Below are 23,295 nucleotides of genomic sequence, written 5' to 3'. Positions count from 1 at the left end.
CGCAGATGAACGCAGATAAACGCGGATGTAATAATGACTGATGAATTTGATTCTGATTTTATGCGATCGACAACCAGTATCGCTCGCCCGGATGTAGCCTCAGCGCTTTCAGAATCAGGGGTGGCCGCCGTTTTGCGAGAACAAGCTTGCCTTAAAATTCGTGAAAGCTTGCGTGCGGGCCAGCAGGACATGGCGGATTGGCAAGGCGGCCCCCTTGCTGTTTCGGCGGTTCCGGGGGCCGGGAAGTCTACGGGAATGGCTGCTGCGTCGGCAATTGCGATCGCCCGCAACCAGCTTCACAGCCGCCGCCAGTTAATTGTCGTGACATTTACGCGATCGGCTGCTGCAAATATTAAAGCTAAAATTCGGGAAAGATTGGCCCAATTGTCTTTATCTCAAGGCGGTTTTGCCGTGCACACTTTGCACGGTTTAGCTTTGAATATTGCGATGCGCCATCCTGATTTGTCGGGTTTAAATTTAGAAAATTCAACCTTAGTTACTCCAACTCAAAGTCACCGATTAATTCGTACCTGTGTAGAACTTTGGATTGCGGAAAATCCCCGCCGATATCAAGTTTTGTTGGAAGGACAGCAATTCGACGGAGAAGAAACGGAGAGGCTGCGGCGACAATCGGTTTTGCGGACGGAAATTTTGCCGCAGGTAGCTAAAACTGTGATTCACGAGGCGAAATCTTCGGGTTTGTTTCCAGAACAGTTGTTAGAAATGAGCGCTCTTGATACTGGGGACGGTTATGAGATTTTAGCCGTAGCTGGGGGTTTGTATCAAAAATATCAGGCTTTGTTGAGGAGTCGGGAATTCATCGATTACGACGAAATGATTTTAGCCGCTTTGCGGGTGTTGGACAATCCCAGGGCGAGGGCGATCGAGCAAAAGCAAGTATTTGCCGTTTTTGAGGACGAAGCCCAGGATTCGACACCTTTGCAGACTAAGCTTTTGAAAATATTAGCTAGCGAAACCGACAGTCCTAACTCACTTGAAAATTTTATCAGAGTTGGCGACCCAAATCAAGCAATTAATTCAACTTTTACTCCCGCTGACCCGATTTATTTTAACCAATTTTGCGATGAGTGCGAAGTAGAGAATAAGTTAGCGACAATGGATGGTGCAGGCCGCAGTACCCAAGTAATTATCGATGCGGCTAACTTTATGTTGCAATGGGTAAATGGCTCAGAATTAGCGAAAAATGAAAAGCCTTTTCGCGATCAAACTATTAAGCCAGTACCCAGCGATGACCCGCAGCAGAATGCCAATCCGGCTCCCATTGGTCGAGGCTTAGAATTGCATACTCCCCGCGATATTTATCATACAGTTGAGTTAATTGGCAAGCGGGTAATTGAGTTGGTCGAGGAATTTTTACCCACCGATTTTGAATTCGCAAGGAATGAAAAAGCTATCGATTCAGGCGCGGAAGCTAGCGATGGAGAAAATAGTGCAAAATTGCCGTTAGAAAATCTGAAGTCGATGGCTATTTTGGTGCGGGAAAATAAACAAGGCAAGTTTATTAAAGAAGTGCTAGAAAATCCTCAAAAACACGGATTAAGCTTTGATTTGCGGAAATACGGGATTAAAATTGAAGATGTGGGAGAACGCGACAGACATTCTCAAGTACCTTGGGAAATCTTAACACTGCTGCAATTTCTCGATCGCCCCCACTCTCCAGACTACCTGAAAGCAGCCTTAAAGATTTTGAGCGATCGGCAACTCATCCCCAAACAAGACTACAATGCTTTTGCGACTAGCCCAGAGCAATTCCTTTACCCAGGCCCCCTAGACCCGCAGCAGTCAGACCCCGTTCGCAAATGTCGCTATTTTTGCTGCGGTTTGCTGCAAGCTAGCTTAGAACTACCACCCTACCAAATCATTTCATTCTTAGCCTTAGCGCTGCAATACGACCAAACAGAATTAGCCACCGCCGACAAACTAGCAGAACGGGTAGCAATCCAAACAGCCGGCAACAATTCAATGCACAATATTTTGGGCGTACTTAGCGAAATTGTCAGTTCCGAAAGATTTGAACCTGTGGATGCAGACGACAAAATAGAAGAACGTTATACCAGCAAAGGTCAACTAACAATTATTACCATGCACAAGGCTAAAGGATTGGATTGGGATTGCGTATTTTTGCCGTTTCTGCACGAACAAACCATCCCCGGAAATTTGCGAGTTTTGCCGCAAGCCCGATTTTTAGGAGATTTCACTTTAGCAGAGGTAGCGAGAGCACAAATTAGAGCAAGTTTGCACGAAAAATATCCTTTACCAAATCTAGGCGAAGCCTGGGAACAAGCAGGTTATTTGAAAACAGCAGAAGAGTTTCGACTGCTGTATGTGGCGATGACGCGAGCAAAAAGTTTGTTGTGGATGGCGGCGGAGAAAAAAGGGCCTTTTACTTGGAACAAACCAGAGAATTTACAGGAGCAAAAACCTTGTCCGGTAATGCCTGTTTTGAAGCAGAGATTTCCGAGTAATGCGATATAAAAGAAGTAAGAATTATATCATGTCCGGTCGATTACCCCAAATCAGGTAGGGGCGGGTTCACCAACAATATCGGCTAATAATTAACAATCTCAAAAACCCGCCCTGCCGGGATATTATGGTCAATCTATCGGACATGATATTAAGGATCGCGAATTAAATAACTTACAATTTTAATTGTTCTTGTGGGATGGGCGTCCCGCCCGCCCTTTCTGGACGGGCGGGACGCCCATCCCACAAGAACCATCACGCATTGTAAGTTATTTAATTCTCATTCCTTACCACTTTCCTGACATCGTGCCCTTGAGTCTCAATTCTTCTCGACTAACTAGAGCTTCGTAGTAATCGGGTTTGATTTCGAGGGCGACTCCGTAAGAGCTAATGGCATCTTGAGTTCGCTGCAATTTTTGCAAAACGTCGCCCCGCTGTGCCCAAGCTTCCCAGTTGTCTGGCTTGAGTTGAATCACTTGGTCAAAAGCGACGAGTGCTTGGGAATAGTTCTGCATTTCCCCTAGAATCACACCTCGCTGCACCCAGCCTTGATAGTTGTCCGGCCAGACAGTAATTGCTCGATCGTATGATGCTAGAGCTTGTTCGTACTGCTGCAATTTTGACAAAGCGTTGCCGCGTTGCAACCAAGCTTCAAAATTGTCTGGCACGATTTTAATTACGCGGTTGTAAGCTGCGACGGCTTCTTCGTAACGCTGCAATTTTTCCAGCGCTGCGCCTTGCTGCAACCCTACTTTTGATGTAATTTCTGCTTCTGAAGTCAGAGAGATTACTTTATCAAAACAGGCGATCGCTTCTTCGTATTGCTGTAATTTTTCCAACGCTTCGCCTCGCAAGTTCCAAGCTTCTAGAAAATTACCTTCAATTTGTAGGGCATTGCTGTAAGCGATAATTGCCTCTTTGTAGCGTTCCAATCCTGCTAGGGCGATGCCTCTACCCAGCCAAGCTTCGGGAAAATTTGGATTAATTTGAATGGCTTGGTCAAATGCAGCGATCGCCCCTTCAAAATCTCTTGATTCTGACAGTGTTTGACCGCGCCCGATCCATGCTTCGGGATACAAAGAATTAATTTGAATTGCCCGATCGAAACAAGCAATTGCCGCATCGGCCCACTGGTGTTTGAGGGCCATTCCTTTATAAAACCAAGCTTCGCAGTCGTTGGGCTGCATTTGCAGTACGCGATCATAAGCTGTCACCGCTTCTGCATATTTGTGCAATTTTGCTGAAGCAATGCCCCGATTGAACCAAGCCAGACTATTTTGTGGTTGCAGTTGAATGGCGCGATCGTAAGAAGTTACAGCTTCAGCGTAGCGTTCGGCTTTCATCAAAGCCAAACCTCGGTTCAGCCAAGCTTCCCAATTAGTCGGGACGAGTTTCAGCGCGCGCTCAAAAGCCGCCACGGCTTCAGGGTAACGCTCCGCTTGAACCAACACGTTGCCTTGCCGATACCACATGGCGGGCAAATTCGGATGAAGTTGGGTTGCTCTTTTGTAACAGGTTGCGGCTGCATCCCACTGTTGCAATTCCTCTAAAACTCTGCCTCGCTGATACCAAGCTTCGTGCTTTTCTGAATTGATTTGAATTGCGGTGTCGAAAGCCACGATCGCTTCTGAGTGATTTTGCAAACTTAACAGCCCTGTGCCGCGCAGCATCCAAGCCCAGTATTCTTCGGGATTAATTGCTGTAGCTCGATCGGCGCAGGCTACGGTTTCTGCGTAGGAGTGCAGTTGCTTGTAAGCTTTGCCCAGATTCAGCCACGCCCTAGCCCAGTCCGGCTTAATTTGAACCGCTTTTCCGTAGCAAAGGACTGCCGCTTCGTACCTTCCTGCGGCGTACAATCTATTGCCCCGATCGTAATCTGGAAATGCTGCAAAAATTCTTAAAATCGGCGGCAGCAGAGCTGGTTGGGGGTTTGAGGAGTTTTCAGGAGCCGAAGTCGAGAGGTCTGGCATACGCCTTGCACATAAAAAATTTAGTGGGATAACAAGCTTGCGGTCTTATATATTAACTTATGCTTTTCTTAATCTCGCTGCTGTTTTGAAACAAATTTAGCATATCAGGCTTGGTGCAACCAATCATTTTTACTTAATTATAGTAGGTATAAAATTATGCACCCTTCCCACTTTCGGTACACCCCTGTAAGATAGGGTCAGTCGATTTTCGATTTTCGATTTTCGATTGACAATCAAGCATCCAGGATACCCGCCACGTGATTCATTCCGAAAGCAGACTCAGGACCCAGAAATAAAAAACCTGTATCCGATGAAACTTGCCGAACGTATTTATCTCGCGCAAGTCAATGCTTAAATCTAAAATCTAAAATCTAAAATCTAAAATCTAAAATCGATTGACCGAAAGCATCCAGGATACAAGCAGATATGTCCTAATTCAGATTTCAAACCAAATTTAATATGTTAGAATTTCACGCGCTTTTAGATGTCACGGACTGTCATTGGGAGTCGATCGACTCGCGCCCGAATTATTGGTACGAAGGCCGTTGTCCTCAGACTGGCGAGCTGCTGAGACTGCCGCGCACTCGAATGTCCGAGGAACTCGCGCGGGGTTTGATGCAGTACCTGGCGGCTGACGATTCCTACGATCGCGAAGGGAAGATGTACGGCATATTACTGGTGGAGATGCCTTCGGGGGAACAGGGGATACTCAAAGCATTTTCCGGGCTGCTGAACGGTTGCAGCATTGTTGAGGGGTGGGTGCCACCGATTCCGGGACGAGATCGTGTTGCTTTTGAGGAAGCCCGCACCTTAACTCAATTGGAGGCGATGAAACAGGAACTTATTGCACTCAATCAACTCCCGCAGCGACAAGAGTATGAAGCCTTATTTCGGGAGTTTGAAGTGCAAATGCAAGTTTTGAGCGATCGGCATCGCAATTGCAAGCTGCAGCGAGACGAAAAACGCCTGTTACTGTGTCAAACTCTCGCAGCAGAAACACTAGAAGTTGCCCTGGAAAAACTGAATCAAGAAAGCCGTTTGGAGGGAATTGAACGCAGACAATTCAAACGGCAGCGGGATGAAACATTGCAGCCGCTAAAACAATTAATTGAAGCTGCGGATCTGCAGATGCGGGCGCTCAAACAGCGGCGAAAAGAACTTTCCCGCGAACTTCAGACGCAAATGCACGCGGCTTACACTCTGGTGAATTTTTTGGGGAAATCAGGATCGCTATCCTCATTGATGCCAACCAATTCTATTCCGACTGGCACCGGCGACTGTTGCGCGCCAAAATTGCTCCACTACGCGGCAGTACACAATCTGAAACCGCTGGCAATGGCTGAGTTTTGGTGGGGGCCGCCATCGGGCGATAAGATACAGGAAGAATTTTATGGTGCTTGTGGCGATCGGTGTCAGCCGTTGATGGGTTTTTTGCTGTCAGGATTGGCTCAAAATCCGATTCTTTCTAATATAAATGAGGGTTTGACGGGTGGGTTAGAAGCCCAACCCCTACTCCCCACAAGCAATAATATTTCTTGTGGAACGGGCATCTTGCCCGTTGCGGGCGGGCAAGAAGCCCAACCCCTACTCCCCACAAATCATCATATTTCTTGTGGAACGGGCGGGCAAGAAGCCCAACCCCTACTCCCCACAAATCATCATATTTCTTGTGGAACGGGCATCTTGCCCGTTACCGAAATACTACCGATTATCTATGAAGACAAATGGTTGATCGCGGTCAATAAACCCTCTGGCTTGCTGTCAGTGCCAGGTCGTTATCTAGAAAATCAAGATAGTGTTTTCAGTCGTTTGCGTAACTTTTTACCGGATAGTTTTAATTTGACAGTCGTGCATCGTTTAGATTTGGAAACATCTGGGATTTTGCTATTGGCGCAAGACAAAGAAACTAGCATTCAACTCAGGCAGCAATTTGCAAAAAAGCAGGTTCACAAAGTTTATGAAGCGGTGCTTTCGGGTACTGTAAAAATTGATGCGGGGACGATCGAACTCCCACTTTGGGGTGATCCCGAAAATCGCCCTTACCAGCAAGTCAATTGGGAGTGTGGAAAACCCAGTGTTACTCGCTTTCAGGTAATGGCGAGGGAGGGAATTTGTGATCGCGTCGAGTTTTTGCCGCTGACGGGACGCACTCATCAATTGAGGGTTCATGCAGCGGATGTTCGAGGGTTGGGGATACCGATTTTGGGCGATCGACTTTACGGATGTCGGGATGCTGCGAAGCGGCTACACTTGCACGCGCGGGAACTTTCGTTTGAGCATCCGCAGTTGGGAGAAAAGCTGCACTTACAGGCAGAAACACCATTTTAAGCTAAGGGCGATCGGGCAACGATCGATATCTGTAGAATAACAAGTAATTGCTTCAGCCTCAAGAGTTTTAGTTGAAATCTGTGCTAACAGTAAGTCATAGTTTTATTGATTTAATCCTAAACGAGGCTGAAATATTACAGCTTTATCGCTACCGAGAGCGTTATCTAAATTAAGAGGATACTCTGTTAATTTTCGAGGAGCGATAACGAGATGGCTGACAATTTTTTTCAGATTCATGTTTGTTTACCTAGCAGTAATTTTAGCAAGCAACATATTAGAGATACGCTTTGGGAACCCGATCGACTTTCAATTTTAGCTCTAACGTATAGCGGTTCTCAAGCATGGTGAGGTATGCCCACGGAGGCCACGGAGGTCACGGAGGCCACGGAGGCCACGGAGGCCATGAGTACCTCATATGAGAGCTCGAAAGGCTATACAATAACTAATAACTAATAACCCACAACTACCACTGCGGCTCGGAAGCCATCAAAGCAGTAGCATCATCACTCGGTAACGGCTTAGCAAAAAAATAACCCTGACCATATTCGCAGCCGATCGACCTCAACCTAGCTAATTGTGCCCCCGTCTCCACACCCTCAGCAATCACATCCATACCCAAAGCGTGAGCCAGCGTCACAATAGTCCGCACGATCGCCACATTCTCCCCCTCGCTTTCGAGCTCCATTCGCCCCACAAACGACTTATCAACCTTCAAAGTATCCGTAGGAAACCGGCTCAAATAACTCAACGACGAATAACCAGTGCCAAAATCATCAATTCCCAACTTGACATTTAACGCTTTCATCTGCTTTAAAACCGCGATCGCCGACTCCACATCATCCATCACCACACTCTCAGTAATCTCCAACTTCAAACTCTCGGCACTCAAACCCGTTGTTTCCAAAATCACCTTCAGGCGATCGACCAAATCCGGCTGGGCAAACTGCTTCCCCGACAAATTTACACTCATAATCAAAGGTTGATCAAAATCAAACATTCCCTCCCAAAGCCCCAACTGCCGGCAAGCCTCCTCCAACACCCACTCACCCAGCGGCACAATTGCCCCCGTTTCCTCAGCCACCGGAATAAACTTCATGGGTGGAATCAAACCCCGCAGCGGGTGTTGCCAGCGTACCAAAGCCTCAAACCCAATAATCCTCCCGCTTGCCAAAGATACAAACGGCTGGTAGTGCAGCAAAAATTCCCGACGCTTGAGGGCCATCCGCAAATCAGTTTCCAACTGCAACCTCTCCACCGCCAAATCGTGCATCGAAGCATTAAACACCTGATACCTTCCCGTCCCCAAAGCCTTCGCCCGGTACATCGCCGTGTGGGCGTCCCGCAGCAAGTGTTCGGGCTGTTCGCTGACATTAGCAGCGGGTTCGCCCCCGATGGCAATCCCGATGCTTGCCGTCACAAACACCTCCTGCCCCTTCAACTCAAAAGGCACAATTAAAGCTTGGTGAATTCGAGTGGCCAAATCCACCGCACTAGCAACATCAACATTCCTCACCAAAATCGCAAAATCATCACCCCCCACCCGCGCCACAGTATCTGCACGGCCAATACTTGCCCTCAACCGCAGCACCACCCCCATCAGCAGTTCATCCCCCACCAAATGACCTAAAGAATCATTAATCACCTTAAACCTGTCTAAATCCAGAAACAGCACCGCAAACAGATAGCTGCGCCGGCCCCTAGTATTGGCGATCGCCCGCCCCAAGCAATCCACGAACAAATCCCGGTTGGGCAAACCCGTCAGAGAATCGTGAAAAGCATCGTAAAGCTTCCTGTAAGCACTGACACCCACACCAGTCACCACCAAACCTAAAGCCGGCGACACCAGCGGCACCCACCCGCCCCCAGTAAAAATCCCAAAACTAATCCCCAACAAACCCATCAACGCCGCACCCCCAGCCACTCCCGCCCTAGCAGGGTGCTGAATCCGCCAAGCCAAAACCCCGCCAACCATTGCCCAAGCAGCGTTCCACAAAATTTCCGCCCATTCCGGCCACACCCAAAACAGCGATCGTCCATCCAAAACCGCACTCAATATTTGGCTGAGCATGTGCGCGTGCAGCAACACCCCCGGCATTTTCGGAGTTTGCTTTTTAACCGGGCTGTAAGGCGTCAAAAACAAATCTCTGGTACTCGGTGCAGTCGTCCCGATCAACACAATCTTGTCCTTAACCCAGCTTGGGTCAATTTCTCCGTTCAATACCTGCCTGATACTGACTTGTCGCGCCACCTCGTTCGCAGAACGGTATTTGAGCAGAATTTGGTAGCCTTTGGCGTCGAGATTTGCATAGCCGCCACTGTCAGAAGTTAAAGGCACAAATTCTGCCTTTCCCCAGTCGATTTGGTGGGGATGAACAGGGCTATTTTTCTGCTGTACTCTGTCTTTGAGATACAGCAAAGCCACTTGCACAGAAAACGATAAAGCAATCTTTTTATCTGGTTGCGAGACTGAGAGCAAATTGCGGCGTACAACGCCATCAGGATCGAGCACGAAGTCGTTAAAACCAACCCGATCGCGCGGTATCCCCGGAGGCGCAGGCACTCCCGGACTTTCTGAATCGCTCAATTGGTTGATTGCCACCACATTCGGTGCTTTCAGCCCGGCCAGCAATTCTTGGTGTCCCGGCGCTTGAGGCAAATCCCGGTACAAATCCAAACCGATGACTTTTGGCTGATACTTTTGCAGTTTTGTCAAGGTTTGAGCGATCGTCTTGTCGGAAATCGGAAATCTCCCCAAAGCTTGAATATCGGCTTCAGAAATTTCCACTACCAGCAGCCGCGGATCGGGGCCGGAATCTGGCTGTAAGCGCACTAACGAGTCAAAACTCCCCAACTCCCAGCTTTGCAGGCCTCCCAACTGCCGAACTCCCATATTCAGCAGCGTTACAGTCGCGCCCACAAGCATTGCAGGCAAAATCCTGACCCGTCGGTTTTGAGAACTCAGGTTGAGACCAGTTGCCACAGACATGACATATCGAAGATTTCGAGAGAATTTGGCAGTCACAGAAAAAATATGTCGGTGCAAATTAGCTTTGCACAAGTCTGTTCTTACAGAATTGAGCTTAATATGAGATTGAATGTAATTTTTTCAGAACTTGTGCCACAACCGAGTTTCTTTAAGCTAATTACTCGATGCAGGCAAAGTATTTCTCGAATGGGAACCGGGTTTTTGAAGATTTGCCGACAAATCCTGTCTTTCATTGCTTGTTTCCCCAAATTCGCACAAGCGTTAAAATTTAGTCGATCGAACTTTCAGGATATTTTTGAGATGATGGCGAATCAACTTCCGATTCCGGTGATTGTTAACGGTGCTGCAGGCAAAATGGGCCGCGAAGTAATTAAGGCGATCGCCCATGCTAGTGACATGACCTTATTTGGGGCTGTAGACCGCTCTCCTGAGTGCCTCAACGCCGATGCGGGCGAATTAGCCGGATGCGGCCCGTTAGAAGTTCCCATCACTGACGACTTGCAAGGAATGCTGGTATTAGCAGCTCAGGAAAAGCAGTTAGGCGTGATGGTAGATTTTACGCACCCTTCGTCAGTTTATGAAAACGTGCGATCGGCAATAGCTTACGGCATTCGCCCAGTAGTCGGCACTACCGGATTGAGCAGCAAGCAAATTGAAAACTTAGCTGAATTCGCTGATAAAGCGAGCATCGGCTGTTTGATCATACCCAATTTCTCGATCGGCATGGTTTTGCTCCAACAAGCCGCCGTCACGGCATCTCAGTATTTTGAACACGTAGAAATTATCGAGCTCCACCACAATCAAAAAGCCGACGCCCCCAGCGGTACGGCAATTCAAACTGCCCAAATGCTAGCAGAAATGGGAAAAACTTTCAATCTGCCTGAAGTCGAGGAAACGGAAAAATTAGCCGGTGCTCGGGGTTCAGTGGCCGATGAAGGGATTCGCATTCACAGCATCCGTTTACCCGGTTTAATTGCCCACCAAGAGGTAATTTTTGGTGGCGCCGGTCAAGTTTATACTTTACGACACGATACGAGTGATCGCGCTTGTTATATGCCAGGAGTCTTGCTGTCTATACGCAAAGTCATTGAATTACGATCGCTCGTTTACGGCCTGGAAAAAATCTTGTAGTCATTAATCATTAGTCATTAGTCATTGGTAATGTGGAATTAATCTGACTTCTAATATTATGTCCGGTCGATTACCCCTAATACGGTAGGGGCGGGTTCACGAAAAATATCAGCCAATAATTGACAATCTCAAAAACCCGCCCTTTTAATCGCGGTCACTCGATCGCACATGATATAACTTCTGATTTGTGACTTAAACATCAATCAGTTAAATCTGTTAAATGCCTTAATATAATCAGCTTCCGAACAGACAGCCGTTGCATCCCGTACATTGCTCGTTGCCAAACTTCCTATGCTAATTCCCTTAACCCGCGAAACCTTTCAAGAACTAATTCCCGCCGTCGCCACGGGAGCGCAATACAAATATATCTGGGGAAAACCGCCCGATTTTTTGAGGCGAATGTTAATATCTGCAGTCAGCGTAGTTTTCCTCCTGGTAGTTTATAACTTCGCCGGTTCCGATGTCGCGCCGCTAGTTTTAATCACCGGATTGATAGCTGGTTTGTACTGGCTGTGGGGGCCAATTCTGTGGGCGAGTTTGCGGAATGCAGAATGTCGCAAATATCAATACTGCGGTTTTTGGCAAGGAAGAGTTTTGGATATATATATTACAGATGAAGTCACAAGTCAAGAAGAAACAGTCAATCAAAAAGGACAACTCGTAATAGTTGACAACCTAGAACCGCGCATCAACTTAGAAGTTGGTGACAAAACCGGATTTACTACTACACTTCGAGCTCCATTGCGGAAAGATCACCAAGGAATTGTCCCCGGTCAAGCTGCTTTAATGTTAATTATGTCAAATCAAGAAGATTTAGGCAGAATTGCCAAAGTTTCAGATATTTATATTCCCAGCCGTGACGTGTGGGTGAGCGACTATCCTTATTTACGCAGAGATTTGTTTGTCGAGATGAGCCAACAGATTAAAAAAGGTAGGAAAAAAGACCGCGATCGCACTAATCAAAGCAGAGATGTAAAAAGGCGATCGCCCGCTGATTATTAATATGGATAGTAGGGACAAATTTAAGAGCGATCGCAAGTTAAACTTAGGACAAAATTCACTCTTATAGCAGCTAATGCCTACGGTTCTTCAGGTTGGCCCCTACAGTTTCATCTTTTTTAGTTCCGATCCAGGCGAACCAGCCCACATTCATGTTAAGCGCGATCGGCAACTTGCCAAATTTTGGATGAATCCTGTATCTCTAGAAAAAAATCGAGGCTTCAAAGAGCATGAATTAAACCAGATTGCTCGTCTTGTAGAGGAATATGAACAAATATTGTTGGAGGCTTGGCATGACTACTTTGATCCTTGAAACAGAACCCCTCGTAATTAAAGTCACGGTGACAGATGAAAAAGTAATTGTGGACTTAGTTGATGGTCGCAGTTTGAGCGTGCCCTTAGCTTGGTATCCCCGTTTGTTGGACGGTACCCCGGAGGAAAGACATAATTGGCAGCTACTTGGAGATGGTTATGCCATTGAATGGGTTGATTTAGACGAACATATTGGAGTTGAAGGTTTGCTAGCCGGCCGACGCAGCAGTGAAAGTCAACGATCGTTTGAAAGTTGGTTAATTAACCGCAAGACTGATCGAAATAATCCAGAACGACTAATAACTAATGACTAATGACTGCTGACTTCTCGATTAACTGTTCCCCTCTTGGCCGTAAGCTTGCCAAGCCAAATCTACCAGCCCGTTAACAATAGCCACAGCTACCACGGCAGAGCCCTTGCGGCCCTCAATCCGAATGTGAGGAATCATCGAATCGTGCAGCCGCGACTTAGCCACGTCAACCCCCACAAACCCAGAAGGAGTGCCAATCACCAAAGCCGGCCGAATTTCCTCAGATTCAATCAAATCTACGATCGCCGACAAAGCAGTTTGAGCCTGGCCCACCACAAAAATCCCTTCAGGATAGCGTCTTGCCAAAGTTTCAATCCCCCAAGCCGCCCGCGTCCTTTCCTTTTGGGGGCGTGTCAAAGCCTCCATCGAACAGTAAACCGGATTCGCAAAGGTACTTTGGATCAAGGGCGTAATGCCCACCTGCACCATCGGCACATCTACCACGATCGTAGTCCGAGCAGCCAAAGCTGCCGCCCCAGCCTGCAAAGCCTGATCGGAAAAACTAATTAAAGACTTGTACTCAAAATCAGCAGTCGCATAAATCACGCGGCGGACTATTTCGTACTCCGCCGCTGAAAAACCGTGGTCGCCAATTTCGTTATCGATTAATCCCAGACTCTGGGCATCGCTTACGTGCCATTCCATTTGTTGGATAGCTGTCGCCTGTGAGTTGTCAGGTATCAGCTTACCAGCTTTTAGTCATTTGTTGACTGTTGACTGTTGACTGTTGGCTGTTGGCTGTTGACTAAGTTTCCGACGACGAAGAAGATTTGCCCAACACCGGAGTCAGGAATGCCACCAAAGCTCCGATCGCAAAACCGGCCACATTCCGAACCAAAGGCAACCAGTCAGAAGTCCGAGTCACCACCGGCCCAAGTCCGAAAGCGAAAAACAGAATGCCCCACAGCGGCGAAAAAATCAGCGCCCACTGCCAAGCCACAACCTGTCCCGGCTTCCGAGGCTGAGCGGCAAACCCGCAGATGACGCCGCCAACCACCGACGTAATTAACGTCAGAACCCACTGTTCCCTCGGCAAACCAGGAACCACGCGGCATCCGCCCTGACGCAAACAGCCTTCTATCGACTCCAAAGATTCAATAATCGCTCGATCTTCGCCATTGTCCCGCACAAAAAATTGATTACCGTAGCGGGTTTGCAGTTCCACCCAAAAAGTGCGCGGCAGCAGCGGATACAGCGAGTCGCCCACATTAAAATTGAGCAAATTGCCCCCTCGCGGGTCAGCAACTAATAACACACTCTTGTCATCTAGCCCCCAATAGCTTTTGACAGCCAAACCGGGCGTGCGATCGTACTGAGTCAGCACTCGCAGTTTCCAGCCGGTTTCGGCTTCAAATGCCTTTAAATTTTTTGCCAAACTTTGTTCTTCAATATCTGTGAGGGCTTTAGCTAAATCAATGATCGGCGTCTGAGTTGACGGCAACAAATCGGGATTATTGAAAGCGTGGGCCGCAGGTGCGATCGTCCACACGGACAAAGCCAGAAAAAATGCGGCAACAGAGGCTAGAAATTTTCGCGGGAAAAGCTGTGACATAGGAACTTATAATCCGGGTCTTAATTGTGAATGCTAGCTGGCGGTCTTAACCAGAGGATAAGAGAAAACTCATATTTCTTTACAATTATTTACTTTACAGGAAGCCGAGAGCAAGGGGAAGGAAAAAATAGTTTTTGAGAAAGGGGGAGGGGGAGAGGGGGGAGGGGGAGAGGGGGAAGGGGGGAAGGGGGGAGAAATTAGCGATCGAGATCCTCAAGGGGGTGATTGACATACTCCCCCGGCTGAAGCACGGGGGATTCTAAGCTCAGACAGCGATTGCAGGCCTAGCCTGTCTAACATCGCCTAACTTAACGGTTGATGCCCCACCAAGGAAAACAAGCAAGTTATTCTTAGCTGTATTCTCGTCTCTGTCGTTCACGTTCTGACAGGACGGACATCGCCATTCTCTCGTATTCACATCCAACTTTTGTAGGACGTGTCCACAATGATTGCAAGTCTTCGATGATGGATACCACTGATCAATAAAGATCACCTGCTTATTTTTTTTCTTGGCAACCCATTCGAGAACTTGGAGAAATTCGCCGCATGCAAGGTCTGAGATTTTACGTCCCCAAAGTCGTTGCATTCCTTTTAGATTCAACGTCTCAAAGCACAGCACGTCGAACTTATCAGTTAGTTCGTGAGCCAATTTCCAGAACCAATCAGAGCGACGATTCACTACGTCAGGAGTACTTGCGAACTAGATTGAGTCTTGCTCTTTCCCGGTTCGCTGAGCCTTTCCGTTTTTTGGAATGCTGACGATTTGCTTTCTTAATAGCGTTGAGGGACTGTTTCAGAAATTGCGGTGATTCGATTTTCGTTCCATCTGAGCAGGTGAGAAACGTTTTTAAGCCGCAATCAAAGCCAGCGATTCTACTCGTCTCGACTTTGGTTTCAGGTTCTTCAACGCTGTCAACGACCACAACCATAAATAGCTCTCCTAATGTCGTGCGTTTAATGGTTAACGTCTTGACCGTCCCCTCTATCTCTCTGGAATTCCAATACTGATAAACGCGATTCCCAATCTTAATTCGATTGCCGCCTAAGAATTTGTAGCCAGCTTGCTTGAGAGTGAACGATTTGTATTTGCGAACTTTCTTGAATCCGGGCGGTCTAACTCCTTTCTTGTGATGCTTAAAAAACAGTTGGTAGGCGATCGAGATGCGTTGGCAGATATCCTGCACAGCTTGAGAGCCGACCGTTTGCCAGAACGCTTTACGCTTTCTGTGTTTGGCAATATGCGATTGAAGTTTTGCACAAGTCAAATGCTTTCCCCACATCCGGTAGTACCGTTTATGGAGTGCAATGCAATGGTTGTAGATCACCCCGGCAGCATTGATACTTCGCTTGAGGTGTCTATTCCGCTTGCTTTGATATAGCTTAAACTTCAAGGTTTTCATGCTATTATTGTAGCTCATATAGATATACTTTTCCATAAAAGAAAGCGTATTTTTTAGGCTGAATGATGAATAGTTTGAGAAGCTAGAATCTTACTGCGAATCACCCGGGATATCGAAATCAGATGCTCTAAGGGAGCTTATTAGAAGCCTTAAGATAAAAAAAAAGCCGTCAAGCGAAGGACGAGGCTTTAGACCCTATTTTTCGGTAAGATCTAAAATCTAAAATCGACTGAATCCCCCAATCTAAAATCTAAAATCTAAAATCTAAAATCGACTGAATCCCCCAATCTAAAATCTAAAATCGACTGAATCCCCCAATCTAAAATCTAAAATCGATTTGGTTTTGCCCCAACCCCCTCACAGAGAAGCCGATCGCGATCGCTCACATTAGGATTAGTTCTCAGATAATCTCCCACCCAGTCACAGCCCCTGACCAGCAAATCATCAAGATCCAAATTCCACAAAATCACCCGATTATCCCGGCCAGCAGAAGCCAGAACCTTCCCATCCGGGCTAAAACTCACACTCATCACGCTATCCTTGTGACCCGTCAAAGTTTTCAGCAAAGTCCCGCTGCGGCTCCACAGTTTCACCTTATGATCGTAACTACCCGAAGCAACCAACAAACCATCCGGGCTAAAAGCAACGCTAGTCACGCTGTCGCTAGAACCCTTCAGCAGCGTCGCCACCAAAGTCCCATCTACCTTCCACAATTTCACCGAATTGTCGTAACCAGCCGAAGCCAGCATTTTGCCATCAGGGCTAAAAGCAACCCCCAACACAAAACTGTTGTGAGCTCCTTCAAACGTTCTTAGCAAACGACCGTCCCGATTCCAGAGTTTGAGAGTACCATCATCGCTTGCAGAAGCCAGCATCGAGCCGTCGGGACTGAAAGTCACCCCAGTTACCCAGCCAGTGTGTCCCGTCAAAGTCTTAATCAACCTGCCGTTTCTAGTCCAGAGTTTCACAGTCTTATCCTTGCTAGCCGTTGCCAGAACCTCGCTGTCGGGGCTAAAACTCACGCTCATCACGCTGTCGGCGTGGCCGTCGATAGTGAACAGCACAGAAGGCGAACACGGGAATAGGGGAGCCGAAGGACAAGGGAGAATATTATTCATGCCATCTTCTGTCAAACTCCAGACTTTCACCGTTTTGTCGTAACTCCCAGAAGCAAGTAGCTGGCCGTCGGGGCTGAAACTGACGCTGGCGACTCTCTGAGTGTGTCCTTCCAAGGTTTCCAGCAAAACCCCCGTGCGGCTCCAGAGTTTGATAGTGTTGTCCGTAGAAGCAGAAGCCAGCCTTTGGCCGTCGGGGCTAAAACTCACGCCTTGCACCCGGTTTTGGTGTCCGTCGAGGGTTTTGAGCGGCACGTCATCGAGTCGCCACAGCCTGATAGTTTTGTCAAAACTTGCCGAAGCCAAGGTTTTGCCTTCCGGGCTAAAACTCACCTGAGTAACTCGATCGGCGTGTCCCTCAAAAGTTCTCAGTAAGCGACTCTCTGGTTTAATGTTGCTAGCATCGGTTGGGCGTTTGTCGCCAACACCAGCAAGACTCCAGAGTTTGACAGTCCCGTCTGCACTTCCCGAAGCAAGTGTTTGACCATCGGGGGAGAAACTGACACCAAATACCCACTTGCTGTGTCCCCGCAAAGTTGTTAGCAGTTCACCTTTTTTTGCTTGTGTTGAATTTTCTGTTGCTGGGTGTTTGAGTGCAGCGAGGCTCCAGATTTTCACCGTTTTATCTTCACCCGCACTGGCGATCGTTTCACCATCGGGGGAGAAACTGACGGTGTAAATTTTCGAGGGTTGTCTGTTTTCGCTGTGCCACAAATTAGCGATTAACTTACCGTCAGAACTCCACAGTTTCACAGTACCGTCATCGCTCGCCACAGCTATTATTTTGCCGTCGCGGCTGAAGCTTAGCCAATTTACGGGAGCAAATTGTTCGATCGTTCGCAGCAGCGTGCCATCGGTTTTCCAAAGTTTGATAGTTTTGTCTGTAGATCCAGTGGCGAGCGTTTGACCGTCCGAACTAAAAGCAACGCTGGTAACGCTATTAGTATGGCCTTTGAAAGTAGCCAGCAAACTGCCGTCAGTTTGCCAAATTTTGACAGTTTTATCTAAACTTGCCGAGGCTATGGTTTTGTTATCGGGACTGAACGCGACAGAGGAGACACTGTTAGTGTGGTCTTTGAAAGTTGCCAGCAAACTGCCGTCGCGCCGCCAAAGTTTGACGGTTTTATCTACACTGGAAGAAGCTATTGTTTCGCCGTCTGGACTGAAGCTAAGACCCCAAACTACATCACCGTGTCCTTCCAAGCGGTTGCGTTCTTTGACTCCATAAACTGCCTGCTGGAGGGCGGCAGAAATCAGAATTTCGGTATCTTTAAGAGTATACATTTGTTGGGAGTGTTCGATCTGTTTCCACTTTTTACCAGCTCTCAAACTTTCCATCATGGCGTCAAATTTGTTGTTTGAGAAATAAAGTGCTTCCGAAGCGGCTGTCAGGGTACTGATTTCGGCTCGCTGAGTTTGAGCGACAGCTAGCTGTTTTTGACCCACAGCCCGCCACCAAAAATTTACGGCGGCGATGGTGGAACTGGTTAGCAGCATGACGCCGATCACTGCTAATCCCAGCAGTTGTTTGAGAAAAGTATTGGCTCGGTAGAGCTGTGCTTGACTCATTTTTTTGTCTGCTTCTGCTTTGTGCAGTCTGGCTTCTAAGCCGAATCTTTGGCGGATAGGTCGCACTAAATAGTCGTGTACCAATTGATAGCGGTCTTCGGGCGCTTCCCGTAGCAGAAATAGCAAACCGTGACCAACTAAAATGTCTAAAATTAAGTCTAGGTTGTCGGTTTTCTTAGGTCGGCTTTCAGGGTATGCAGCGAACTGTCGCGGTAGGGAAATTCTGTTTCTGCCGATCGCCGATAATTCGGTTTCGCGGGCATCGGCCGGCTGCTGACCTGTAACTAACGAGAGTTCGTGTTTGGTTTTTATCAGTCGAACGCCTCTTTCATCTGTTAGGGAAAACAAGATTTTCCAAGCTGCGTCTTCGTTAACGGGCCCGCAGTCAGAGATGACTCTTTCGAGCGAGCGTTTCACTAATTCCGCTTTGGGATTGTCCCCCAATTGCTGGTATTGTGCTAGACTGGTAATACCTTCTTCTTGCAGTTGCGCTCCTACTACCTGCAATTCGATTGGTCGGACTTCTTGCAGTTCGTCTGCTAAATCTTCTACGAAGGCATCGATCAGTGCCGGCTCTAAATAAAATTCCGCCCGTTCTGTTAAGTGTCCAATGACAGCCCGCGCGTCTTTGATAGAAAAACTCCGCAGTTGGTAGCGGATGCTTTTGTCGAGAATATTATTGTTAATAGCGTCAAGATTTGGGAAGCGATCGCAATCTAGTAAGTAGTGCAAATAATCTTCGCGCAAGCACAGAATTATCTTGACATAAGGCAAGTTCAAAAACAAACGCAAAAAATTATAAAAAAGTTGTCTTTGTGCCACAGAAGTCGAAACAAAGAAAAACTCTTCAAATTGATCGAAAATCAGCACAGTTAACAAATTATTTGTGGCATTTTCGCGCAACTGTTCTATAATAAAAGAAGAGACTTCCGAGCTGCGAGCAGGAATAACCGAGCAACTTTTTTTGTGGATTTCCTGTAGTCCTTTCGAGATTAATTTACTTTCCTCTTCGGCTTGTTTGTCGTACAGTGCGCTGTTCAAAGCATTTTCTAACTCCACCAGCCAGTCAGTGTAAACTTTGACTAATACGGGCAATGTATCGCGCGCGCCCGGAGTAATATTTTTCAAAGCTGGTACTAAGCCGGCATTGACTAGAGAACTTTTCCCGACTCCGCTGGGCCCGTGAATAATAGTTAATTTATGGTCGTCCCTGCTAATTCTTTCTAGCAAGCTATTGATATCTGTTTGGCGCGAGTAAGCTGTCATGGACGCTGCGAGGGCAGCTTGGTTTTGAGCTGAGGGACCTGAAGGATTGACCGCTTGGCGCTGCTGCTGCAATTGGCTGGCTCCGATAAAAGCTCTAAATCCGTATTGATATTCGATCGAACGCTGGGTTTTTTTAATCCGAAACGCTTTAAGATACTCTCCCTGCTCGAAATAAACCGCTTGCAATTCCGTCAAAATATCGATGTAAAGTCGGGGGTCGTACTTCGGCTCGCTTTGAGATTGAGCCAACTCCAAAGAATGAACCGCCGCTTCCCACTGGCCTAGCTGCCGCAAACTGCGGGCTAAAAGTAAAAGATACGAACTCCTGTCGGATTTGGGATGTTGGATTTTAGATTTAAGTTCGTTACTTGACTCGTTAGGGCCCACAAATTCTGGATAATTTCCCTCAAACCCCAATCTCAAATCTTCAATCAGCAATCTCAAATCATTAGGCGTTTGATCCAAAATCGCCAAAGCCAACTCGGCTAGCTGGCGGGCTTGACTCCACCTCGACTCTTGCAGGGCAACTTCAGCCAAAAAGCCGTAATCTTGAGCTAGTTGGCTGGGAGTACCGTAAGTGAAGTGCAACTGCAAAGAATTTTCAGCTAAAGCTTGCAACTCTCCCCAAGCTTTCAGGCGCTGCAGCACTTCTCCGAGGTGTGCTGTCACCTCAGCTACCAATTCGAGGCGTGATGCAAGAGAGAAAGCGTTTCTAGATTGTTCGAGGCAAATCCAAGCTTGTTCCCAGTGGTGGCGGTTGGCTACCGGATTTCTGGCTGCTTGCAAGCGGTGACACAGGGCTATGTGAAACAGCACTATGCCTTCTCTCTCTAAAAATAAAATTTTGGGGACAGGATTCGACAAGGAGGAGAAGGTTTCTGGGTTTTCGGAATGTTCCAACTTTTCCAGTTCCCAGTGGCCCGTTTTCTGCTGCCAAAATACTAAACTTTCTTGGTAGTGAATTAAGGCAGTTTCGGTTTGGTCGCTGACATAGTAATCTCGACCGAGAACGAATTGCAGGCTGGCTTTGAGGGCGGGTTCTAATTCTTCACCGCGATTTTGTAAATCTCTTAAAGCTAATTCTAGTTCTCGGCGTGGCAAAGAGCCGATCGCCAAATCGAAGGTATTGCCGGGACTCAACGGCGAATACGAGTGGATATCTGATTGTCGTCGGTTTTGAGGCTCTGAGTTAAAAGTTAGAAAGCGTTCTCCAGGGCTGATTTCGCGCTCCAGGCCGCGTTTTTCGCACTGGGTTTCGCAGGTCTCACAATTAGCGATGGTGCTGACGTTGCTACTGGCGAGTTCTTGATTGAGTTCGCCTATTTTAAATATAGTATCGGCCCGCCTAGCGAGGAAATTAATTAATTCGTCAACGCCCATTTCAAATTTAATTGTGGCGGCGGCCCAACTTTTGAAATCCGGGGCCAGACGAATCATTTTGGTTACGATGTCATCTGTTACCCACAAAATCACTGGGCAGGAAAAATTTTTGCGAAATTCGTCTCGCACTTGATTGGTAGAAGCCATCAGTTCGTCGATCGCTACTACTGTTTCTAAACCGAATACCATCAAAGCCGAGGCGGCACCGACAGGCGAGTACCCCTCGTGGAAAGTGCTTGAGAGCAGAGTAGTGTAGAGGGTTTTAACTGAAGGTGGCAGGACGAGATCTTGAATTGGAACTGGGGACACTTCTCGCAGCCGCTGCGCTATTTGTTGCCGCAACTGCTCGTAGTTGCAGCGCACCAAAATTAGCGAGAATTGGTGTTGAGACATTGTGATGGACCTGACCAGAGTTTTGAGCGATCGCTCGTTGTAGTTGGCAGTTTCTTGTACCTTAATTAGATCGGTCATGGGTGCACCTCTTTTGCATAAATCAATTACCTAACCCTCGCCACTCCTGACAAAAAGCGTATTTCTACAGAGATACCCGTCTCTGTTGGGCGCTTTCTCTCTGTATAAATACGTAGTTTTCCGTACTTCTTCTATCAATACTTACATAGTTATTAGAGCTAATGTAAAGATATCATACCTCTCAATCTCAGAGAATGCTAGACTTCCCAATAAAAATTTAATGTCCCCTTAGATTTTTTGATTCAGCTATATATAGAAGGACTACCGATCATAAATAGCCAACCGCTAAGTTCACGATCATACCGACGGCTAGCTATTAGTAAACAAGTCCGCTTTATCTGTAGCAGGCATTTAACACAACCGCAAAAAAAATGTCCTCTGGGATAGGATTAGTTGAAATTAAGAGCAACAGGTAAAAAACAGACATAGGGGGTCTGACATTGCAGATATCAGAGTTGAGAGTGGGCAAAGTCCTTAGTGGCTGCAAAGTTTTACACGGCAATAACATTCACCGCCTATAGCCAGCATTCAACAGAAATCAGCCAGTGGCAAAAACCGCTGACTGATTTCTGTATTGGATGGTAAGATTTCGGATATGTGAGCGATGAGTTTTCAGTTAAATACTTTCTAAGTCCTTCGTGGTTAAGGGTTCTTAGAGTCACAAAGCTATCTCAAAAATCCCAACTATTTTGCTTCAGTGCGCTGCTGCCACTCCTTATATTTTCTGGTTTCTGCTAGGGCTGGATTAATCCCAAACCAACGACCTTCTTGATCGCGGTATTCAAAGACAAACATACTTCGCAACAAGATTTGAGATTCTTCTTCGCCGGTGACACTTTGTCGGTTGACGACTTGAAACAGCAATTCCCATTCCAGGTCATTGATGGCTCCCAAAAGGTCATCGCGATATTCTTGAATGACGCTTTCGAGGCATTCGCGAGAGAAGGGAGGGTCTTCGTGCTGCAAACAGCTATACAAAAGCATCAGTAGATTGCGAACGTGACCGCCACTAATCCGACAAAGCCGATCTAAAGTTTCGGGAGAGTCAAACACCTGGGAAATCAAATCGATGCGTTGATGGGGAGGAACTGCGGGGAAAGCTCTAGCTAATACTAGCTGCCGCAGCAGTGCCATTCCTTCAATGTGGTCGTCGCCCGATCGCACTTGCACTGGTACCATCGGCATCACCTTGGGCTTGACTCCAAATCGACTGGCGAGGCGGCCGAAGTCGTTGGAAAAAATCAAAGTCAGGGGAATCGTGTAGACAACATGGCAATTAAGTTTTTTCAACTGTTCGCCTCGGTCTAAAAACAGATATTCTGGCTGGGTGCGTCCGCTGGGTTTGAGGGAGGCATCGAGGCGATCGAGGTTGTCAACGATGACTGCGAGCCCTTTTTTGCCTTGCTGCTTGAGTTCGGCGTTAGCTTTGTTGAGGAGTTCTTCGTTGATGGACTGCAAAATGCTGTTGGTGCGGGGTTCGAGATATTGCCTAAGTTGCGATCGCAGTTTGGGAGAGTCTTTAGTTTTAGCAGTCACTCTAGCAATGCCTACAGATAACTCGGCTTCCGCTGACAAATCTATGGGAGTCTGCAAAAATTCTGCCACTTCTGCAAACAGATTTGTAAAATAGCTCGGTCTGAGTTTGATTTTAGCCGATTCCATAGTTTCGCTGACTTGGCGCGCAATGCTCAGCAAAATATCGCTGATATCTACATCCCCCATGTCTAAGTCTTGGGAAGACTCAAAGTAGACGACGCAAAAACCCTCTTGCTCTAACTCAGCTTTTAGTCGAAACAATTCCGTAGATTTGCCACACCCGATATGTCCTGTAAATAGCTGACAGGTTGGCTCGTTGGGGGAGATGCGGGTAATGGTTCGCTGTAAAGATTCAATGATTTTGCCGCCACGCACGGAACCAAAATCAATGTAGTATTGATAATCCCCTGGGTCTCCCGCAACAAGGGTCTTGCTGGGGTTGCAGGCTTTATAGAATCTGTCTAATTCGAGTGCGATCACAATTG

The 23,295-nt window shown here is 47.3% G+C and carries 15 protein-coding genes; 6 read left to right on the top strand and 9 right to left on the bottom strand.

The features are described 5' to 3' along the window. Positions 1-33 precede the first annotated feature (33 nt). Positions 34-2,496, top strand: coding sequence for an ATP-dependent helicase (locus QUB08_RS00345; protein ID WP_333222451.1), 2,463 nt, complete (start codon positions 34-36; stop codon positions 2,494-2,496). A 275-nt stretch (positions 2,497-2,771) separates the two neighbouring features. On the opposite strand, the gene QUB08_RS00340 is transcribed toward QUB08_RS00345, so the two are convergent. Continuing rightward, positions 2,772-4,454 carry a tetratricopeptide repeat protein gene (locus tag QUB08_RS00340; RefSeq protein WP_333222449.1) on the bottom strand — a complete coding sequence of 561 codons (1,683 nt, stop codon included), beginning with the start codon at positions 4,452-4,454 and terminating at the stop codon, positions 2,772-2,774. 459 nt (positions 4,455-4,913) lie between these two features. On the opposite strand from QUB08_RS00340, the gene QUB08_RS00335 reads away from it, so the two are divergent. Further along, on the top strand, positions 4,914-6,782 hold the full coding sequence (locus QUB08_RS00335; protein WP_333222447.1) for a pseudouridine synthase: 1,869 nt from the start codon (positions 4,914-4,916) through the stop codon (positions 6,780-6,782). Positions 6,783-6,884: 102 nt separating this feature from the next. Here the strand turns inward: QUB08_RS00335 and QUB08_RS32065 are convergent, their stop codons facing one another. Together QUB08_RS32065 and QUB08_RS00330 are read right to left on the bottom strand one after the other, a co-directional pair. Next, complete coding sequence (locus QUB08_RS32065; RefSeq protein WP_445300873.1) at positions 6,885-7,019, bottom strand: DUF6883 domain-containing protein; 135 nt, start codon at positions 7,017-7,019, stop codon at positions 6,885-6,887. A gap of 226 nt (positions 7,020-7,245) precedes the next feature. Continuing rightward, positions 7,246-9,768, bottom strand: coding sequence for an EAL domain-containing protein (locus tag QUB08_RS00330; RefSeq protein ID WP_333222445.1), 2,523 nt, complete (start codon positions 9,766-9,768; stop codon positions 7,246-7,248). Positions 9,769-10,071: 303 nt separating this feature from the next. Here QUB08_RS00330 and dapB point away from each other — a divergent pair, with 303 nt between their 5' ends. The 4 genes from dapB (at position 10,072) to QUB08_RS00310 (ending at position 12,524) form a co-directional block, all read left to right on the top strand. After that, positions 10,072-10,899, top strand: a complete 828-nt coding sequence (gene dapB / locus QUB08_RS00325) for a 4-hydroxy-tetrahydrodipicolinate reductase (protein WP_333222644.1) — start codon at positions 10,072-10,074, stop codon at positions 10,897-10,899. A gap of 291 nt (positions 10,900-11,190) precedes the next feature. Beyond that, the gene (locus tag QUB08_RS00320; protein ID WP_333222443.1) at positions 11,191-11,901 is read left to right on the top strand and encodes a phosphate ABC transporter permease; all 711 of its coding nucleotides are present in this window, start codon (positions 11,191-11,193) and stop codon (positions 11,899-11,901) included. A 73-nt stretch (positions 11,902-11,974) separates the two neighbouring features. Next, entirely contained in the window at positions 11,975-12,211 is a 237-nt protein-coding gene (locus QUB08_RS00315) for a DUF4160 domain-containing protein (protein WP_333222441.1), read from the top strand. Further along, positions 12,192-12,524, top strand: coding sequence for a DUF2442 domain-containing protein (locus tag QUB08_RS00310; protein WP_333222439.1), 333 nt, complete (start codon positions 12,192-12,194; stop codon positions 12,522-12,524). The genes QUB08_RS00315 and QUB08_RS00310 overlap by 20 nt, the downstream gene beginning before the upstream one ends. An 18-nt stretch (positions 12,525-12,542) precedes the next feature. Here the strand turns inward: QUB08_RS00310 and QUB08_RS00305 are convergent, their stop codons facing one another. From QUB08_RS00305 to QUB08_RS00280, 6 genes are all read right to left on the bottom strand, one after another. After that, complete coding sequence (locus tag QUB08_RS00305; protein WP_015179019.1) at positions 12,543-13,166, bottom strand: precorrin-8X methylmutase; 624 nt, start codon at positions 13,164-13,166, stop codon at positions 12,543-12,545. Positions 13,167-13,266: 100 nt separating this feature from the next. Continuing rightward, positions 13,267-14,073: a TPM domain-containing protein gene (locus QUB08_RS00300; protein WP_333222437.1), complete on the bottom strand. Its 807-nt coding sequence runs from the start codon at positions 14,071-14,073 to the stop codon at positions 13,267-13,269. Positions 14,074-14,338: 265 nt separating this feature from the next. Then, complete coding sequence (locus tag QUB08_RS00295) at positions 14,339-14,659, bottom strand: transposase (protein WP_333222642.1); 321 nt, start codon at positions 14,657-14,659, stop codon at positions 14,339-14,341. Between the two features lie 97 nt (positions 14,660-14,756). Beyond that, complete coding sequence (locus QUB08_RS00290; RefSeq protein ID WP_333222435.1) at positions 14,757-15,509, bottom strand: transposase; 753 nt, start codon at positions 15,507-15,509, stop codon at positions 14,757-14,759. A gap of 290 nt (positions 15,510-15,799) precedes the next feature. Further along, entirely contained in the window at positions 15,800-21,274 is a 5,475-nt protein-coding gene (locus QUB08_RS00285; protein WP_333222433.1) for a WD40 domain-containing protein, read from the bottom strand. Between the two features lie 684 nt (positions 21,275-21,958). Beyond that, positions 21,959-23,290, bottom strand: a complete 1,332-nt coding sequence (locus QUB08_RS00280; RefSeq protein WP_333222431.1) for a P-loop NTPase fold protein — start codon at positions 23,288-23,290, stop codon at positions 21,959-21,961. Between the last annotated feature and the right edge of the window lie 5 nt (positions 23,291-23,295).

Source organism: Microcoleus sp. BR0-C5, assembly GCF_036705045.1.
Classification (GTDB): Bacteria; Cyanobacteriota; Cyanobacteriia; order Cyanobacteriales; family Microcoleaceae; genus Microcoleus.
Note: the sequence above shows the minus strand (reverse complement) of the source record. Positions and strands in the feature narration are given on the sequence as shown.

Excerpts from the sequence above, each read along its gene's own strand:
- QUB08_RS00290 (WP_333222435.1), bottom strand. The coding sequence starts at position 15,509 with ATGGAAAAGTATATCTATATGAGCTACAATAATAGCATGAAAACCTTG.
- QUB08_RS00345 (WP_333222451.1), top strand. The coding sequence starts at position 34 with ATGACTGATGAATTTGATTCTGATTTTATGCGATCGACAACCAGTATC.
- QUB08_RS00340 (WP_333222449.1), bottom strand. The coding sequence starts at position 4,454 with ATGCCAGACCTCTCGACTTCGGCTCCTGAAAACTCCTCAAACCCCCAA.
- QUB08_RS00305 (WP_015179019.1), bottom strand. The coding sequence starts at position 13,166 with ATGGAATGGCACGTAAGCGATGCCCAGAGTCTGGGATTAATCGATAAC.
- QUB08_RS00310 (WP_333222439.1), top strand. The coding sequence starts at position 12,192 with ATGACTACTTTGATCCTTGAAACAGAACCCCTCGTAATTAAAGTCACG.
- QUB08_RS00285 (WP_333222433.1), bottom strand. The coding sequence starts at position 21,274 with ATGACCGATCTAATTAAGGTACAAGAAACTGCCAACTACAACGAGCGA.
- QUB08_RS00315 (WP_333222441.1), top strand. The coding sequence starts at position 11,975 with ATGCCTACGGTTCTTCAGGTTGGCCCCTACAGTTTCATCTTTTTTAGT.
- QUB08_RS00335 (WP_333222447.1), top strand. The coding sequence starts at position 4,914 with ATGTTAGAATTTCACGCGCTTTTAGATGTCACGGACTGTCATTGGGAG.
- QUB08_RS00300 (WP_333222437.1), bottom strand. The coding sequence starts at position 14,073 with ATGTCACAGCTTTTCCCGCGAAAATTTCTAGCCTCTGTTGCCGCATTT.
- QUB08_RS00330 (WP_333222445.1), bottom strand. The coding sequence starts at position 9,768 with ATGTCTGTGGCAACTGGTCTCAACCTGAGTTCTCAAAACCGACGGGTC.
- QUB08_RS00320 (WP_333222443.1), top strand. The coding sequence starts at position 11,191 with ATGCTAATTCCCTTAACCCGCGAAACCTTTCAAGAACTAATTCCCGCC.
- QUB08_RS32065 (WP_445300873.1), bottom strand. The coding sequence starts at position 7,019 with ATGAATCTGAAAAAAATTGTCAGCCATCTCGTTATCGCTCCTCGAAAA.
- dapB (WP_333222644.1), top strand. The coding sequence starts at position 10,072 with ATGGCGAATCAACTTCCGATTCCGGTGATTGTTAACGGTGCTGCAGGC.
- QUB08_RS00295 (WP_333222642.1), bottom strand. The coding sequence starts at position 14,659 with ATGCAACGACTTTGGGGACGTAAAATCTCAGACCTTGCATGCGGCGAA.